Here is a 16,320-nt window from a genome sequence, read left to right as displayed (position 1 = left end):
GGGTCCATGCACTGACTACAAAATTTGTCAGGAAGAGACTTATGACTGCGATCCAACCCCAAGTGATTGAGCAAAAGCCTCCGTTCTGGAGCCGCCCGCGCCTGTTCATCGGCGCCTGTGTGGTAGTGGTTGCCGGCATCGGCGGCGCCCTCTACACCCAGGACAGCGTCAAGTCCGCCGCTACGCTGGTGACCACTACCCAGCAGCCAGCGGCACAGATCATGGCCCACAAGGATTACCTGGAAGTGCAGCCGATTGCCTCCACGGCGCCAGCACCGGACCAGAGCCTGGAGCTGTGGGCCATTCCTGAAGGTGGCACGCCGGTTTCGTTAGGGCTGCTGCCGGAAGACGGCAAGGGCATCATTGGCCTCAACCCGCGCCAGCAGGAATCGATCAGCAAGCCGGTGGAGTTGATGGTGAGCTCGGAGAGCAAGGGCGGCTCGGTGAGCAAACAGCCGACAGGCCCGACCATTTACCAGGGTGCGCTGGCCACACGCTGATCCCCCTCCCACATTTGATCTTCAGTGCAGCCTTAAGCGGCAGACGCAAAAAAGGGCGACCCACGGGTCGCCCTTTTTCATTTGCCCAACGCTTTACGCTGCACTGAACAACTTATGCGGATCAATCACAAACTTCTTCGGCACACCCGCATCGAACTCGCCATACCCACGTGGCGCATCGTCCAGGCTGATCACCTGTACGCCAACGATCTCGGCAATGTTGATCCGGTCCCACATGATCGCCTGCATCAGCTGGCGGTTGTACTTCATCACCGGCGTCTGCCCGGTGTGGAAGCTGTGGGATTTGGCCCAGCCCAGGCCAAAGCGAATGCTCAGGCTGCCCATTTTCGCGGCGGCATCCACCGCGCCTGGATCTTCAGTGACATACAGGCCGGGAATACCGATTTTGCCTGCCACACGTACCACGCCCATCAGTGAGTTGAGCACGGTGGCCGGAGCTTCGGCCTTGACGCCGTCGTGACCATGGCCGCGTGCCTCAAAGCCCACGCAGTCGACGGCGCAGTCCACTTCCGGCTCGCCCAGCAGTGCGGCGATTTGTTCGTGCAACGGTGTATCAGTGGACAGGTCGACAATCTCAAAGCCCTGGGCCTTGGCGTGTGCCAGGCGGATCGAGTTGACGTCGCCGATGATCACCACCGCCGCACCGAGCAGGCGAGCAGAGGCGGCAGCCGCCAGGCCGACCGGGCCGGCACCGGCAATGTAGACGGTGCTGCCTGGGCCAACGCCGGCAGTGACGGCGCCATGGTAACCGGTGGGCAGGATGTCGGAGAGGCAGGTCAGGTCACGGATTTTCTCCATGGCCTTGTCGCGGTCGGGCAGTTTGAGCAGGTTGAAGTCGGCATACGGCACCAGCACGTATTCGGCCTGGCCGCCGGTCCAATCACCCATGTCCACATAACCGTAGGCACCACCGGCACGGGCGGGGTTGACGGTCAGGCATACGCCGGTGTGTTGTTCCTTGCAGGAGCGGCAGCGCCCGCACGCCACGTTGAACGGTACGGAAACCAGGTCACCGATTTTCAGGTTTTCGACGTCGCTGCCCTTCTCGATCACTTCGCCAGTGATCTCGTGCCCGAGTACAAGGCCGGTCTGGGCAGTGGTGCGGCCGCGCACCATGTGTTGGTCAGAGCCGCAGATGTTGGTGGAGACCACGCGCAGGATGACGCCGTGCTCGATCTTCCTGCCACGGGGGTCCTGCATTTTGGGATAGTCGATTTTCTGTACTTCGACCTTGCCGTTGCCGAGATACACGACACCACGATTACCAGACATGCTTTCACCTCGCTGTTGTTTTTGTGGAACTGCGTTGCCGCTTGGGTGGGCAGCGCGTTTAAGTGCTCGGGTACAGATGCTGTTTTTGCGTTGTTTGTGAGGGCCTCATCGGGGGCAAGCCCCCTCCCACATTGGGAATGCAATCTCCTGTGGGAGGGGGCTTGCCGCCGATGGCGCCAGTCAGAGCACCACCGTCCGATTGGCGTTCAAAAACACCCGTCGCTCAATGTGATACCCAACGGCCCGCGCCAAGGTCAGCCCTTCGATATCCCGCCCCTTGGCAATCAAATCCTCGGGATAGTGGCTATGGTCTACCACCTCCACACCCTGGGCGATGATCGGCCCCTCATCCAAATCGTTATTGATGTAATGCGCCGTCGCGCCCACCAGTTTCACACCCTTGTTGTACGCCTGGTGATAGGGCTTGGCGCCCTTGAAACCCGGCAGCAACGAGTGATGGATATTGATGGCCTTGCCATCCAGCTTGCGGCACAGTTCCGGCGACAGCACCTGCATGTAACGCGCAAGGATGACCAGCTCGGCGCCAGTGTCTTCCACCACCTGCCACACCTGACGTTCCTGGGACGGTTTGTCGTTGGGGTCGAGCGGGAAATGGTAGTAGGGAATCTGGTGCCAGTCGGCCAACGGCTTGAGATCGGGATGGTTGGAGACCACCGCAACCACGTCCATCGACAGCTGACCGATGCGCTGGCGATAGAGCAGGTCATTGAGGCAGTGATCGGCCTTGGAGACCATGATCACCACTTTCGGCCGGTAGTTCGGCGCGGTCAGCTCGAAAATCATGCCAAAGGCTTCACCGCGTGTTGCCAGGCCATCGCGAAACGCCTGCTCGTCGAAACCGTCCGGCTGGCGGAATTCGACGCGAATAAAAAACCGGCCCGAGAGGCGATCATCGAACGAATGGTGTTCAGTGACATAGCAGCCCTGCTCGAACAGATAGCGGGTGACCGCGTCCACCGTGCCGAGCACGCTGGGGCAGTCGGCGGTCAAAATCCATGTATCGGGTGCGCGGCTCATGGGTCACTCCTCAGGCTTGGACACTCAGGCCAAACTCGGCCGAGGCATCCTGCAACCACAACCACCAGTAATCAGAGAAGCTGCGACGGATCACCAGCTCCCAGGTGTCTTCAGCGGTATGGCGGATCACCAGTTGCGACTTGGCGAACACTGTGCCCACTGCCTTGCCCACCGGGAAGTTGTTGGGGTGCACGTCGTAGCTGGTGGACTTCATCAGCACATCGCGCACATTAGGGCCGCTGAGTTCGAGAACCTGCTGGCCGCCGCTGACGTTGACGATCTGGATGTGCAAATCACCCAAGGCGGCACGCAGGTTCTGTTCGGCGGCGAATTCTTCACCGCTTGGCACGATCAGCAACCACTCATCCGGGCCGAGCCACTGCAGGCTGGTTTCGCCTTTGACGACCACGCTCAGTGGGCCGGGAAGCTCAATGCCGACGGCCTTGTGTACGCCAGCGGCGAAGGCGGCATCATGGCCATCACCGCGGATAGTCAGGTGGCCGAGGAGTTTCTTTTCGCGCACGGTCACGCCGGCGTTCTTGCGGCCCTTGCCGACCAGGCTGGCGAGGTCGGCATGGTGCAGCGACGACTCGGCCTTGGCACCGGTGGTGGGGCGTTGTTGGTAAACGTTGGCTGCTGTCATAAAGCACCTTTCCTGAATTCTGTTGTGAGGCTGATGGCCTCATCGGGAGCAAGCCCCCTCCCACATTTTGATTTGTGAATACCTTCAAATGTGGGAGGGGGCTTGCTCCCGATGGCCGCGACGCGGTCTATCAGATGTTCTGGCGATCTCCTTTCGGATCGAAGAACACCGAAGGCACAATTTCCGCCTCGATCACGCTGCCATCGGCCTGCGGTGAGAACACCCGCTCGCCGATGCGCTTCAAGCCGCCCTTCACCACTGCCATCGCAAACGAATAGCCGAGGGAGTTGTGCGCATAGCTTGAAGTGACATGACCGACCATCTTCATCGGGATCGTCTGCTTCGGATCGAACACCAGCTGCGCGCCTTCCGGCAGCCACACGTTCGGATCAATCGGCTTCAAGCCCACCAGTTGCTTGCGTTCTTCACGCACGCAGTCTTCGCGGTTCATGCCACGCCAGCCGATCCACGAGAACGGTTTGGTGCGGCCCACACACCAGCCCATGTTCAGGTCGTCCGGGGTCATCGAGCCGTCGGTGTCTTGCCCAACGATGATGAAGCCCTTCTCGGCGCGCAATACGTGCATGGTCTCGGTGCCGTACGGAGTCAGGTTGTACTTCTTGCCCGCCTCGACGATCTGTTCCAGCACGCCCATGGCGTAGTCGGCCTGCACGTTGACTTCGTACGACAGCTCACCGGTAAACGAGATGCGGAACACCCGCGCCGGTACGCCGCCGACCAGGCCTTCCTTCCAGGTCATGAACGGGAAACCGTCCTTGTCCAGGTCGATGTCGGTCACTTCACTCAGCAGCTTGCGGCTGTTGGGGCCGGACAGGGTCATGGTCGCCCAGTGGTCGGTGACCGAGGTGAAGTACACCTTGAGGTCCGGCCATTCGGTCTGTTGGTAGATTTCCAGCCACTGGAGAACGCGCGCCGCACCGCCGGTGGTGGTGGTCATCAGGAAGTGGTTGTCGGCCAGGCAGGCGGTGACACCGTCGTCGAAGACCATGCCGTCTTCCTTGCACATCAGGCCATAACGCGCCTTGCCCACGTCGAGCTTGGTCCAGGCATTGCTGTAGATGCGGTTGAGGAACTCGCGGGCGTCCGGGCCCTGGATATCGATCTTGCCGAGGGTGGAGGCATCCAGCAGGCCGACGCTGTCACGCACCGCCAGGCATTCGCGTTTCACCGCGGCGTGCAGGTCTTCACCGTTGCGCGGGAAATACCAGGGGCGCTTCCACTGGCCGACGTCTTCAAATTCGGCGCCATTCTTCACGTGCCAGGCGTGCAAGGCGGTGTAGCGTACCGGTTCGAAGATGTGCCCACAGTGACGCCCTGCTATCGCACCGAAGGTCACGGGCGTGTAGTTGGGACGGAACATGGTGGTGCCCATCTGCGGGATGGTCACGTTCAGCGAGCGCGCGGCAATCGCCAGGCCGTTGACGTTACCCAGCTTGCCCTGGTCGGTGCCGAAGCCGAGTGCGGTGTAGCGCTTGACGTGTTCCACCGACTCGAAACCTTCGCGGGTGGCCAGTTCGATGGCAGCAGCGGTGACGTCATTTTGCAGGTCGACAAATTGCTTTGGCGCCCGTGCGGTAGCTTTCTCGTGGGGCACCTGGAACAGCGCCAGGGTCGGTTCTTCCAGACGGCTCAAGGCCTTTGGCAGCGTACCTTCCACCGGCGCAAAACCGGCTTCGCTGGCGGCGCGCACGCCGCCTTCAAAACCATCGGCCAGGGAATCGCCAAGCCCATAGACGCCGTTGATGCCGCCGACGCATACGCGTTTCTGTGGTGCTTCACCCGGTACGAAACCGAGGATGTCTTCGCGCCAGGTCGGCTTGCCACCCAAGTGCGAGGCCAAGTGAACCACCGGGCTGTAGCCGCCGGAACTGGCCACCAGGTCGCAGTCCAGCCATTCGCCGGGGCTGGTGACTTTATGCGCTTTGACATCGATGGCGGCGACGCGCACACCGGTCACATGCTTACTGCCACGGGCTTCGATCACGGCGCTGCCGGTGAGGATGCGAATGCCTTTGGCGCGGGCCTCCTCAACCAGGGCGCCGCGGGGGTTGTGGCGTGCATCGGCTACGGCGACGACTTGGAGACCGGCATCGAACCAGTCCAGTGCTACGCGGTAGGCGTGGTCGTTGTTGGTCGACAGCACCAGCTTTTTACCCGGTGCCACGCCGTAACGACGCACGTAGGTTGAAACCGCACCGGCAAGCATATTGCCCGGCACGTCGTTATTGCCGTACACCAATGGACGCTCGCACGCACCCGTCGCCAGTACCACGCGCTTGGCACGTACGCGGTGGATACGCTGGCGTACCACACCAATCGGCGCACGGTCGCCGAGATGATCGGTAAGGCGCTCGTGGATAGTCAGGAAGTTATGGTCGTGGTAACCGTTGACGGTGGCGCGGGGCAGCAGCACCACGTCCGGCAGGGCTTTGAGTTCAGCGATCACGCTGGCAACCCATTCGGTGGCCGGCTTGCCGTCGAGGCTTTCGCGGGAGTCGAGCAAAGACCCGCCGAACTCTTCCTGCTCATCGGCGATGATCACGCGCGCACCACTGCGGGCGGCAGCCAGTGCAGCGGCGAGGCCAGCAGGGCCTGCGCCGACGATCAGCACGTCGCAGTGACGGTTGAAGTTGTCGTAGGTGTCCGGATCATTCTCGGTCGGCGAGCGGCCAAGACCGGCGGCTTTACGAATGTACTTCTCGTAGGTCATCCAGAACGATTGCGGGTACATGAAGGTTTTGTAGTAGAAACCCGGCGGCATCAGCTTGCCGCCGACCTTGCCGAGAATCCCCATCATGTCGTTGTTGACGCTCGGCCAGCCGTTGGTGCTGGTGGCGACCAAACCCTGGTACAGCGCCTGCTGGGTAGCACGCACGTTGGGAATCTGGGTAGCTTCGGTGGCGCCGATCTGCAGCACTGCGTTCGGCTCTTCGGCGCCGGCGGCGAAAATGCCCCGTGGGCGCGAGTACTTGAAGCTGCGACCGATGATGTCGACGCCGTTGGCCAGCAACGCGGCGGCCAGGGTATCGCCTTCAAAGCCTTTGTAAGTCTGGCCGTTGAAACTGAAAGTCAGGACTTTATTGCGGTCGATGCGGCCACCGTTGGACAGGCGATTGATCTGGCTCATACCTTCTCTCCAGAAGCCTTGGCGGTGAACTGGGGTTTTTCGCCAATCTTGTAGGTTTCAAGAATTTCGTAGGTGACGGTGTCGCGGGTAGCGTTGAAGTACTGGCGGCAACCGGCGGCATGGATCCACAGCTCGTGGTGCAGGCCGCGAGGGTTGTCGCGGAAGAACATGTAGTCGCCCCACTCTTCATCGGTGCAGGCATTCGGATCCAGTGGGCGCGGGATATGCGCTTGGCCGGACGCATGGAATTCCTCTTCGGAGCGCAGTTCGCCACAGTGAGGACAGAAGATATGCAACATAGGGAATTTCTCCTGTTAGTGGGCGACGGCCGCAGCGCCGTGTTCGTCGATCAGCGCACCGTTGTGGAAACGGTCGATGGAGAAAGGCGCAGCCAATGGGTGCATTTCACCTTTGGCCAGGCTGGCAGCAAAGACGTTGCCTGAACCCGGGGTGGCCTTGAAGCCACCGGTGCCCCAACCGCAGTTGAAGAACATGTTCGGTACCGGGGTCTTGGAGATGATCGGGCAGGCGTCCGGCGTGGTGTCGACGATACCGCCCCACTGGCGGTTCATGCGCACCCGCGACAGCACCGGGAACATCTCGACGATGGCCTGGATGGTGTGTTCGATTACCGGGTACGAGCCGCGCTGGCCGTAGCCGTTGTAGCCGTCGATACCGGCGCCGATCACCAGGTCGCCCTTGTCGGACTGGCTGATGTAGCCGTGCACGGCGTTGGACATGATCACGCTGTCGATAATCGGCTTGATCGGCTCCGACACCAGGGCTTGCAACGGGTGGGATTCGATCGGCAGGCGGAACCCGGCAAGCGAGGCCATGTGCCCGGAATTACCGGCGGTGACTACGCCGACGCGCTTGGCGCCGATAAAACCCTTGTTGGTTTCCACACCGATGCACACGCCGTTTTCCTTGCGAAAGCCAATCACTTCAGTCTGCTGGATCAAGTCCACGCCCAAAGCATCGGCGGCACGGGCGAAGCCCCAGGCCACGGCATCGTGACGGGCCACACCGCCGCGCCGTTGCACGGTGGCGCCCAGGACGGGGTAGCGGGTGTTTTTCGAGCAGTCCAGGTACGGAATCTCGTCGGCCACTTGCTTGGCATTGAGCAATTCGCCGTCCACGCCGTTGAGGCGGTTGGCGCTGACGCGGCGTTCGGAATCACGGATGTCCTGCAGGGTGTGGCACAGGTTGTAGACGCCGCGCTGGGAGAACATCACGTTGTAGTTCAAGTCCTGAGACAAACCTTCCCAGAGCTTCATCGCGTGTTCATACAAATGCGCCGACTCGTCCCACAGGTAGTTGGACCGCACGATGGTGGTGTTGCGCGCCGTGTTACCACCGCCCAGCCAGCCCTTCTCGACCACGGCCACGTTGGTGATGCCGTGCTCCTTGGCCAGGTAGTAGGCGGTCGCCAGACCATGCCCGCCGCCGCCGACGATGACCACGTCGTAGACTTTTTTCGGCGTCGGAGTGCGCCACATTTTCTGCCAGTTTTCGTGATGGCTGAGGGAGTGCTTGAAGAGGCCGAAGCCTGAGTAGCGTTGCATAGTCATTACTCCAAAACCGCGCTCAGCGATAAACCGGGAAATCAGCGCACAGGGCAGACACGTGCTTGGCCACGTTGGCCTCGACATCGGCATCGCCGAGGTTGTCGAGGATGTCGCAGATCCAGCCAGCCAGTTCGATGCATTGCGGCACCTTGAAACCACGCGTGGTCACCGCCGGGGTGCCGATGCGCAGGCCCGAGGTCACGAACGGCGATTGCGGGTCGTTCGGCACCGCGTTCTTGTTGACGGTGATGTGGGCGCGACCGAGGGCGGCGTCCGCCTCTTTGCCGGTGAGGCCCTGGCGGATCAGGCTGACCAGGAACAGGTGGTTGTCGGTACCACCGGAGACTACGTCATACCCGCGCTTGATAAATACGCCGGCCATGGCCTGGGCATTGTCGATCACTTGCTGCTGGTAGGCCTTGAAGCCTGGCTCCTGGGCTTCCTTGAAGCACACCGCCTTGCCGGCGATCACATGCATCAGCGGGCCGCCCTGGGCACCGGGGAATACCGCGGCGTTGAGTTTCTTTTCGATCTCTTCGTTGGCCTTGGCCAGGATCAGGCCGCCACGCGGACCGCGCAGGGTCTTGTGAGTGGTGGTGGTGACCACATCGGCATAAGGCAGCGGGTTCGGGTACAAGCCGGCGGCAACCAGGCCGGCGACGTGGGCCATGTCGACGAACAGCAGCGCGCCGACCTTGTCGGCGATGGCACGAAAACGTGGGAAATCCAGGGTCTTGGAGTAGGCAGAAAAACCGGCCACCACCATCTTCGGCTTGTGCTCCACCGCCAGGCGCTCGACTTCGTCGTAGTCGATCAGGCCAGTGTCGGTGTTAATGCCGTACTGCACCGCGTTATACAGCTTGCCCGAGGACGACACCTTGGCGCCGTGGGTCAGGTGACCGCCGTGGGCCAGGCTCATCCCAAGGATGGTATCACCGGCGTTCAGCAACGCCAGGTACACCGCACTGTTGGCCGATGAACCGGAGTGTGGTTGCACGTTGGCATAATCGGCACCGAACAGCTGCTTGGCGCGTTCAATGGCCAGGGCCTCGACCTTGTCCACATGTTCGCAGCCGCCGTAGTAGCGCTTGCCCGGGTAGCCCTCGGCGTATTTGTTGGTCAGGCCGCTGCCCTGGGCTTGCATGACGCGCTTGCTGGTGTAGTTCTCCGACGCGATCAGCTCGATATGGTCTTCCTGACGCTGCTCTTCGGCATTCATCGCCGCCAACAGTGCGTCGTCATATCCCTGGATCTGGTCTTGTTTGCTGAACATCGCGTCTCTCCCAGCCTTTCGTATTGTTGAGGCCCGTGCAGGGCCCTTTGATGCGATGGTAGGGCTGGCGCAGACAGGCCAAATGCCTGCGCACGCCACGCAAAGGTGCGTTTACGACATTGACCAAACAACACCGAACAAATGTGGAACAGGGCTTGTGTGGGAGGGGGCTTGCTCCCTCCCACAGGGGTTAGGCGATGATCTGACGGACGAATAGCAGCAGGAGGAAGTGCAGCGGATAGAGGGTGTAGGCCCAGCGGCGCATTGCGGGCGGTGAGGCGCTGCGCGCGTGTCGCAATAAAACCATCCCCGCCAATGGCGCAATCAGACAGATCGCCAACCCGGAAAGCGCCACAGGCGTGCCGCTATTGAGCAGAATCTGCCATTGATTCGCGGCGACGCAGACCAAACCCGGCAGCACGCTAAAATACCAGGGCCTGCGAAACACCAGCAACATCGCCAGCGGCAGCAACACACCAAAGAAACCGAACATCAACTGAGTTGAAAATACTGCCGCCATTGTAACGGCGATCAGCGCCAATCCTCGATCAAGCAACGCCTTCTGCTGCCAACCTCGGACAACCAGCAGGCCCAGCGCCAGGGTCGGCAACACATTCAATGTATCGGCATCATCGATAAACATCCGATACGGCACTTCGCTGATCACGCTAAACAGTAGCAACCAACCCAGGTAGCGCCAATGACCGGTCACCGGCGCGTTCCGGAGCCGATGCACATTGGCTGCAATCGCCAGGCAAAACCACGGGAACGCCAGGCGCCCCGGCACATACAGGCCATCCAGGCTTAACCCGACGTAGCGCAGGTGGTCCAGCACCATGCTCAGCAACGCCAGCCACTTGAGCAAGTCCAATGCGCCATCACGGACACGTCCTACAGGAGCCGTTACAGTACTGTGCATAATTCCCCAGTGACTTTGCATTTACAGTGCGTGCGCCTCCTCGACAATCTTGGTTAAAGTGCGCACCAACATCGACCACAGGAATGGGCCATGACCGACAAGAGCCAACAATTCGCCAGCGACAACTATTCCGGCATCTGCCCGGAAGCCTGGGCCGCCATGGAACAAGCCAACCACGGCCATCAACGCGCCTACGGCGATGATGAATGGACCCACCGTGCCGCTGACGGTTTCCGCAATCTGTTCGAGACCGACTGCGAGGTATTCTTTGCCTTCAACGGTACGGCAGCCAACTCCCTGGCGCTGTCCTCGCTGTGCCAGAGCTACCATAGCGTGATTTGCTCGGAAACCGCCCACGTCGAAACCGACGAATGCGGCGCGCCAGAGTTCTTCTCCAACGGTTCCAAGCTGCTCACCGCCCGCACCGAAAACGGCAAGCTGACTCCAGAATCGATCCGCGAAATCGCGCTCAAGCGCCAGGACATCCACTACCCCAAGCCGCGCGTGGTCACCCTGACCCAGGCCACCGAAGTCGGCAGCGTCTACACCCCGGAAGAAATCCGCGCCATCAGCGCCACCTGCAAGGAACTGGGCCTGAACCTGCACATGGACGGCGCGCGGTTCTCCAACGCCTGTGCTTTCCTCGGTTGCTCACCGGCTGACCTGACCTGGAAAGCCGGCGTGGACGTGCTGTGCTTCGGCGGTACCAAGAACGGCATGGCGGTAGGTGAAGCGATCCTGTTCTTCAACCATAAGCTGGCCGAAGACTTCGACTACCGCTGCAAGCAGGCCGGCCAGTTGGCGTCGAAAATGCGCTTTCTGTCGGCCCCCTGGGTGGGCCTGCTGGAAAACGACGCCTGGCTCAAGCATGCGCGCCATGCCAATCACTGTGCGCAACTGCTGAGCAGCCTGGTATCAGACATCCCCGGTGTGGAGCTGATGTTCCCGGTACAGGCCAACGGCGTGTTCCTGCAGCTCTCGGAACCGGCCATTGCGGCGTTGACAGCCAAGGGCTGGCGCTTCTACACCTTCATCGGCAAAGGTGGCGCGCGGTTCATGTGTGCGTGGGATACCGAGGAAGAACGTGTAAGGGAATTGGCTGCGGATATTCGGACAGTGATGGGGGCCTGAAGCTAACGAATACTGGCGGAGTGCCGAGACTGTTTTTTGATATTTCTGACAGGCACGAACTTGGATTTTATTGTCTAGCCTCTTGTTACCCGCAAGGAAAAGCCGCTGCAGAGGCCGCCTTGCGGGGACAACTGCCTGCCGAATAATCGGCCGGAAACGGAAATCCAGCAGAGAGCCAAACCATGGAATATCAAAGCAACGCCAGCATCCTTAAAAGCGACGACACTGCCAGTACCACGGTGATTGATTGGGATGAGTTCAGGACGCACGCAAAGGTCGGGGACACTATCCGCGAGCCGTCCAGGACGTTGAGGATCTACGACAAAGTCTATGAACTGACAGCATCAGGCCAACATTTCGTGGTTCATATCTACGCCCAATAACCCTTAACGCCTAAAGGCCGCGCCGGGGATTCATGGCCTCCGACGCGGAACCGAACTGACGTACCAGCCCTTACTTACAAAGCCTTCGGCTGGAGCGCCGCCCATTCATCGATGGGGCCTGGGTTATTGATAAAGGTACCTCCACCGAACTTCACCGCCAGTTTATTAACCGCGTTCAGGGCAGTGGTCACCGCGCCTTCCCCCCAGCCACCGGTAAAGGACACATCATCCCCAGCAAGAATGAACCCATCGGGACTCGGGCTATGCACATCGTTCATAAACTGGGAAAACAACAGGCGCTGGTATTCGTACTGCCCTGGCAGGTTCATTTTGAAGGCGCTTAGAAAAAACGGCTGCTCTTCCCAATTGATTTCGACAAATGGGTCTGTCATGCCGAACTCTGCGCCAAGGTCTAGCTGATGGTGGGCATACACCGAGTCCAGCAAGGTTGAACATACCGCCACATGGGACGGCAACGGCACGGCACGGTCACCCAGGAACTTGAGGCTGTCGTCATTCCAGGCGTAAGACAAAAACATCCCACTGCCCTTGTACGAACCTTTACTCGCAGCGTAGTCCAACAGATAGGTGCCCCGGGTAATTCGATCCGACAACGTCACACTCATCTTGTGTTGGTGATCCGTTCCGACATCGGTCCAGAAAGGTCGCTTGGTTTGCGCAAATATCTTGGCCGACTGCATGTAGTGGGTGTACATCACCGCTTCCCATTCTTTAGTCGACAAAAGGTCATTCATCTGACTGAAGCGACCGGCACCATCCATGTAACGGAATTTGTCCAGTATCCGCTTGTGGGGGGTATAGACCACGGCGGGGAAGACGTATCGGCTCTCAGTTTTCTGGACATGATCATAAATCCACACGTCGAACTGATCGTCCTCTGATCGCCGTATGATTTGCCGCACTTCTTGATTCAACATCTGCGGAATGACTTGGGCACTCAGACTCTCGACAGTAGTTCCCGCCGGCCAGTGGTCCATGCTGTCGCCCATCATGTCCGGGCTACGTGACAACAACCGGCGCGGCAGCTCACTGGAGCCGTCGTACATCAACTTATGGTTGGTATCCAGGCCGGTGTACAACACCCGCAGCACCTCCAGAAAACTGTTCGGGTAGTCGGTATTCCATCCCCCGGTACCAAAACCGATCTGGCCGAACAGGTCGATATCCTCGCGACTCCATTTTGCCTGCTCCACCATGGCCGCAAAAAAGCTCAGGTTGTCCCAACCTGCGTCCAAAATGGCGTTCCACAGCGTCTTGATCTTCGCCTGATCAATGCTTTCCTCGGACATTGCCGCTTCCATCTCGCGGAAATTGATCGGCTGTTGTTCCAGGAAAATATCGAACAATTTACGTTCGATTTCGACATATTTATCGGGCAATTTATCGCGTTCGTAATAGACCTGTTGCTGCTGGTAATCGACCACTGTACTGGGCGTGGAAGCCGCGCCCGGGTTGGGAAAGTCAGTCGAATTGGCTGACATGCCAACCTTGTCGAAATAGTGCATCAGCGCCTTGCCGGAAACGGGAAAACGCATGGCGCCCATTTCACATATAACGCTGTTGCCGGGGTCCTGCGGATCACCTGTCACATGGGAATAGAACCGCCCACCAATACGGTCACTGGCCTCCACTACCACGGGGTGCAACCCCATGCGCATGGCTTCATAAGCCGCCACAGCGCCGGCTACTCCCGCCCCCACGATAAGTACCTGGCGGCAACTCGTACCGCTGGAAACCCGCCCCAACGGCCTGTCGTCGCTGACGGCCTGATTGAGAAAACGGGAGTAATGAAAGGGGAAGTCTGGGATAAGCGCTGTTACACCTTGGGCCAACAAACGCGCGGCACCTTGAGAACGAGAAGGAATAGCAGACATGTTGATCATCCTTGGTGTGTCAAAGGACGTCCGCCTACTTCTTCACTGCAAAGGGCGACTACGACGAGTTCGCTCTAGCGTAGACGCTTGTAGGAAATCTCTCTATATCAACTAGAAATAAAAGGTACGTGCGTAAGGCAAGCCCTGCTTAGACTGGACTTGCGCAATCAGTTCAGAAATTCCTGAAGTGATTATTTGCGAATGCCGATTCAAATGTACTTTTGCTTACAAGACTCTCCGTGGTCTCACTCAATAAAAACAGACCGTGATATCTATGAACACGCCCCCAGAACGATCAACTGCTGCGTCTTCCACCACGCTGAAAGTTGAAACCCGCTCCATTGACTATGTGCCGCGCCATGAACGCCACGGCAAGGTTTGGCATCAAGCGCCGTTCTGGTTCACAGGCAACTTCGTACTGACCACCATGGTCACCGGCTTTACCGGCGCGGCGCTGGGCCTGAGCCTGATGTATGCGATCCTGGCGATTGTCATCGGCGTGTGCCTGGGCACCTTTGCCATGGCCTTCCACGCCAATCAAGGCCCACGCATGGGCTTGCCGCAAATGGTCCAGTCACGGGCACAATTCGGCTTGCGCGGGGCAATCGTGCCCTTTATCGCAGTGGTCTTCGTGTATATCGGTTTCAACGTCTTCAACGTGATTCTCGCAACAGACGCGATCAACACCGTGCTGCCCGGCGAGCGCGCCCCCTGGTACGCCTTGATGATCATCCTGGCAGTGATCATTGCAGTAGTCGGCCACGACCTCCTGCACACCGTACAACGCTGGCTGACCTACGTGATGATCAGTGTTTTCACCGTACTGACGGTGGCTGCTTTGATGAGCCTGCAAGCCGATTCGGCGGTGGTGGGCGCGCACTTTTCCTGGTCAGCCTTCTTGATTCAACTGTCCGCCGCCGCGGGCTACCAGATCAGCTACGCCGTGTACGTGTCGGATTACTCGCGCTATCTGCCGCACACCACGCCCACGCGCAGCGTTGTCACCTGGACCTACCTGGGCGCCGCCGGCTCAGCGCTGTGGCTGATGTCATTGGGGGCTTTCCTCGCGTCGGCCCTGCCCTCTCCGGATGCTATCGCCAGCGTGCAGGCCGTGGGCAACCAAGTGATACCCGGCTTTGGCACCTTTACCGTATTGATCGCGGTGCCTGCGCTGGTGGGCATCATGGCGGTCAACTGCTATGGCGCCATGCTCACCGGCATCAGTGCCATCGACGGCTTCATCTCGATCAAGCCGCGCCTCAAGAGCCGAATCATCGGCATCAGCTTGGTGGCCGCGGTCATCTTCGTGATCGCCCTGAGCATCCCGGAGAGCTACCTGCACAGCTTCAATAACTTCGTCCTCTTGATGCTGTATTTCCTGGTGCCTTGGACGGCGGTAAATCTCGCGGACTACTATGCTGTACGCAAAGGGCGCTACGCAATCAGCGACCTGTTCAACCCTGGCGGCATCTACGGTCGCTGGTCGAGCGCCGGCCTCACCGCGTATTTCTTCGGCATCGCAGCGATGGTCCCGTTCATGTCCCTGGGTTTTTACCAAGGCCCGGTCGCACTATGGCTGGGCGGTGCCGACATAGCATTCGTGGTTGGCCTGGTGGTCTCGGCGGCGACCTATTGCATCATGGCCCGACGCCTCGATCACGCCCGTGAAGCCCGCGCCGTGGAGGCCAGTGAACGGCTATTGGAAGGAGAAGAGTCATGACCGCAATAACGGTCGTTTGCCATCAACTGGCCCCCCGTATTAGCGATCTTGATTACAACCGGGCGCTAAGCGAAAGCGCAATCCGTGGCGCAAGTGGGGCACAGGTCATCGTCCTGCCCGAACTGATGCAAAGTGGTTACGCCTTCGATAACCGAGGGGAAGCCCATGCGGCTTCCGAGACAGATGACGGCCCGACCCTGAGCCTATGGCGCGCCTTGGCCAGTGAACTGGATATCATCATCGTCGCCGGCTTCTGTGAGCGCCTGAGTGCTGGACGGGTCGCCAATAGCCTCGCGTTGATCCAACCCGCAGGCCGGCTGACGGTGTATCGCAAAGCCCACTTATGGAACCGGGAAAAGCTGATCTTCACGCCCGGCACCGAACCACCGCCGGTCGTCGAAACCAAAATCGGCCGGGTCGCCGCGATGATCTGCTACGACCTGGAACTACCTGAGTGGGTGCGCCTGGCCGCCTTGGCCGGCGCCGACCTGCTGTGCGCCCCGGTGAACTGGCCGGACGGTCCACGCCCGGCCGACGAGCGGCCGGGGGAGATTGTTCGCGTCCAGGCCAATGCTGGGGTCAATCGCATGTTCATTGCCGCCTGTGACCGCTATGGCGAGGAGCGCGGTATAAACTGGGTGGGCGGCTCGACCATTGTCGATGCCAACGGTTACCCGTTGGCCGGCGCAGTCTCCCATCAGAGGGAACAGCGGCTAGTCGCTCAACTACCTCTGGCCGAGGCCAGAGACAAGTTCATCAGCGAGCATAACCACGTTCACCAGGATCGCCGACCGGGCTTGTACTGACCT

The 16,320-nt window shown here is 59.9% G+C and carries 14 protein-coding genes; 5 read left to right on the top strand and 9 right to left on the bottom strand.

What is annotated here, in order from left to right:
• Nucleotides 1–41 precede the first annotated feature (41 nt).
• Nucleotides 42–500, top strand: coding sequence for an anti-sigma factor domain-containing protein (locus QZR30_RS06620; RefSeq protein ID WP_046069840.1), 459 nt, complete (start codon nt 42–44; stop codon nt 498–500).
• A 93-nt stretch (nt 501–593) separates the two neighbouring features.
• On the opposite strand, the gene fdhA is transcribed toward QZR30_RS06620, so the two are convergent.
• The 8 genes from fdhA to QZR30_RS06580 form a co-directional block, all read right to left on the bottom strand.
• The gene (gene fdhA, locus QZR30_RS06615) at nt 594–1,793 is read right to left on the bottom strand and encodes a formaldehyde dehydrogenase, glutathione-independent (RefSeq protein WP_005792122.1); all 1,200 of its coding nucleotides are present in this window, start codon (nt 1,791–1,793) and stop codon (nt 594–596) included.
• Nucleotides 1,794–1,973: 180 nt separating this feature from the next.
• Nucleotides 1,974–2,831: a formyltetrahydrofolate deformylase gene (gene purU, locus QZR30_RS06610; RefSeq protein ID WP_005792124.1), complete on the bottom strand. Its 858-nt coding sequence runs from the start codon at nt 2,829–2,831 to the stop codon at nt 1,974–1,976.
• A gap of 10 nt (nt 2,832–2,841) precedes the next feature.
• A complete protein-coding gene (locus tag QZR30_RS06605) occupies nt 2,842–3,474 on the bottom strand; it encodes a sarcosine oxidase subunit gamma (RefSeq protein ID WP_046069841.1) in 633 nt (210 codons plus the stop codon).
• Between the two features lie 130 nt (nt 3,475–3,604).
• Nucleotides 3,605–6,622, bottom strand: a complete 3,018-nt coding sequence (locus tag QZR30_RS06600; RefSeq protein WP_046069842.1) for a sarcosine oxidase subunit alpha — start codon at nt 6,620–6,622, stop codon at nt 3,605–3,607.
• Nucleotides 6,619–6,921, bottom strand: coding sequence for a sarcosine oxidase subunit delta (locus QZR30_RS06595; protein ID WP_027605979.1), 303 nt, complete (start codon nt 6,919–6,921; stop codon nt 6,619–6,621). The genes QZR30_RS06600 and QZR30_RS06595 overlap by 4 nt, the downstream gene beginning before the upstream one ends.
• 15 nt (nt 6,922–6,936) lie before the next feature.
• A complete protein-coding gene (locus QZR30_RS06590; RefSeq protein ID WP_010207084.1) occupies nt 6,937–8,187 on the bottom strand; it encodes a sarcosine oxidase subunit beta in 1,251 nt (416 codons plus the stop codon).
• 22 nt (nt 8,188–8,209) lie between these two features.
• On the bottom strand, nt 8,210–9,463 hold the full coding sequence (glyA, locus tag QZR30_RS06585; RefSeq protein WP_046069843.1) for a serine hydroxymethyltransferase: 1,254 nt from the start codon (nt 9,461–9,463) through the stop codon (nt 8,210–8,212).
• Between the two features lie 190 nt (nt 9,464–9,653).
• Nucleotides 9,654–10,382: a TraX family protein gene (locus QZR30_RS06580; protein ID WP_046069844.1), complete on the bottom strand. Its 729-nt coding sequence runs from the start codon at nt 10,380–10,382 to the stop codon at nt 9,654–9,656.
• Nucleotides 10,383–10,472: 90 nt separating this feature from the next.
• On the opposite strand from QZR30_RS06580, the gene QZR30_RS06575 reads away from it, so the two are divergent.
• Together QZR30_RS06575 and QZR30_RS06570 are read left to right on the top strand one after the other, a co-directional pair.
• Nucleotides 10,473–11,513 carry a threonine aldolase family protein gene (locus QZR30_RS06575; protein WP_046069845.1) on the top strand — a complete coding sequence of 347 codons (1,041 nt, stop codon included), beginning with the start codon at nt 10,473–10,475 and terminating at the stop codon, nt 11,511–11,513.
• A 182-nt stretch (nt 11,514–11,695) separates the two neighbouring features.
• On the top strand, nt 11,696–11,896 hold the full coding sequence (locus QZR30_RS06570) for a hypothetical protein (RefSeq protein WP_046069846.1): 201 nt from the start codon (nt 11,696–11,698) through the stop codon (nt 11,894–11,896).
• 74 nt (nt 11,897–11,970) lie between these two features.
• On the opposite strand, the gene QZR30_RS06565 is transcribed toward QZR30_RS06570, so the two are convergent.
• On the bottom strand, nt 11,971–13,791 hold the full coding sequence (locus QZR30_RS06565) for a flavin monoamine oxidase family protein (RefSeq protein ID WP_046069847.1): 1,821 nt from the start codon (nt 13,789–13,791) through the stop codon (nt 11,971–11,973).
• A gap of 274 nt (nt 13,792–14,065) precedes the next feature.
• Here QZR30_RS06565 and QZR30_RS06560 point away from each other — a divergent pair, with 274 nt between their 5' ends.
• Nucleotides 14,066–15,511, top strand: a complete 1,446-nt coding sequence (locus QZR30_RS06560) for a purine-cytosine permease family protein (RefSeq protein ID WP_046069848.1) — start codon at nt 14,066–14,068, stop codon at nt 15,509–15,511.
• Nucleotides 15,508–16,317: a nitrilase-related carbon-nitrogen hydrolase gene (locus tag QZR30_RS06555; protein ID WP_046069849.1), complete on the top strand. Its 810-nt coding sequence runs from the start codon at nt 15,508–15,510 to the stop codon at nt 16,315–16,317. Before QZR30_RS06560 ends, QZR30_RS06555 begins: the two co-directional genes overlap by 4 nt.
• Nucleotides 16,318–16,320 lie beyond the last annotated feature (3 nt).

This window comes from Pseudomonas sp. rhizo25 (assembly GCF_031931935.1).
Lineage (GTDB): Bacteria > Pseudomonadota > Gammaproteobacteria > Pseudomonadales > Pseudomonadaceae > Aquipseudomonas > Aquipseudomonas synxantha.
Note: the sequence above shows the minus strand (reverse complement) of the source record. Positions and strands in the feature narration are given on the sequence as shown.

Coding starts and splice junctions, on each gene's coding strand:
- QZR30_RS06620 (WP_046069840.1), top strand. CDS start 42: ATGACTGCGATCCAACCCCAAGTGATTGAGCAAAAGCCTCCGTTCTGG.
- fdhA (WP_005792122.1), bottom strand. CDS start 1,793: ATGTCTGGTAATCGTGGTGTCGTGTATCTCGGCAACGGCAAGGTCGAA.
- purU (WP_005792124.1), bottom strand. CDS start 2,831: ATGAGCCGCGCACCCGATACATGGATTTTGACCGCCGACTGCCCCAGC.
- QZR30_RS06605 (WP_046069841.1), bottom strand. CDS start 3,474: ATGACAGCAGCCAACGTTTACCAACAACGCCCCACCACCGGTGCCAAG.
- QZR30_RS06600 (WP_046069842.1), bottom strand. CDS start 6,622: ATGAGCCAGATCAATCGCCTGTCCAACGGTGGCCGCATCGACCGCAAT.
- QZR30_RS06595 (WP_027605979.1), bottom strand. CDS start 6,921: ATGTTGCATATCTTCTGTCCTCACTGTGGCGAACTGCGCTCCGAAGAG.
- QZR30_RS06590 (WP_010207084.1), bottom strand. CDS start 8,187: ATGCAACGCTACTCAGGCTTCGGCCTCTTCAAGCACTCCCTCAGCCAT.
- glyA (WP_046069843.1), bottom strand. CDS start 9,463: ATGTTCAGCAAACAAGACCAGATCCAGGGATATGACGACGCACTGTTG.
- QZR30_RS06580 (WP_046069844.1), bottom strand. CDS start 10,382: ATGCACAGTACTGTAACGGCTCCTGTAGGACGTGTCCGTGATGGCGCA.
- QZR30_RS06575 (WP_046069845.1), top strand. CDS start 10,473: ATGACCGACAAGAGCCAACAATTCGCCAGCGACAACTATTCCGGCATC.
- QZR30_RS06570 (WP_046069846.1), top strand. CDS start 11,696: ATGGAATATCAAAGCAACGCCAGCATCCTTAAAAGCGACGACACTGCC.
- QZR30_RS06565 (WP_046069847.1), bottom strand. CDS start 13,791: ATGTCTGCTATTCCTTCTCGTTCTCAAGGTGCCGCGCGTTTGTTGGCC.
- QZR30_RS06560 (WP_046069848.1), top strand. CDS start 14,066: ATGAACACGCCCCCAGAACGATCAACTGCTGCGTCTTCCACCACGCTG.
- QZR30_RS06555 (WP_046069849.1), top strand. CDS start 15,508: ATGACCGCAATAACGGTCGTTTGCCATCAACTGGCCCCCCGTATTAGC.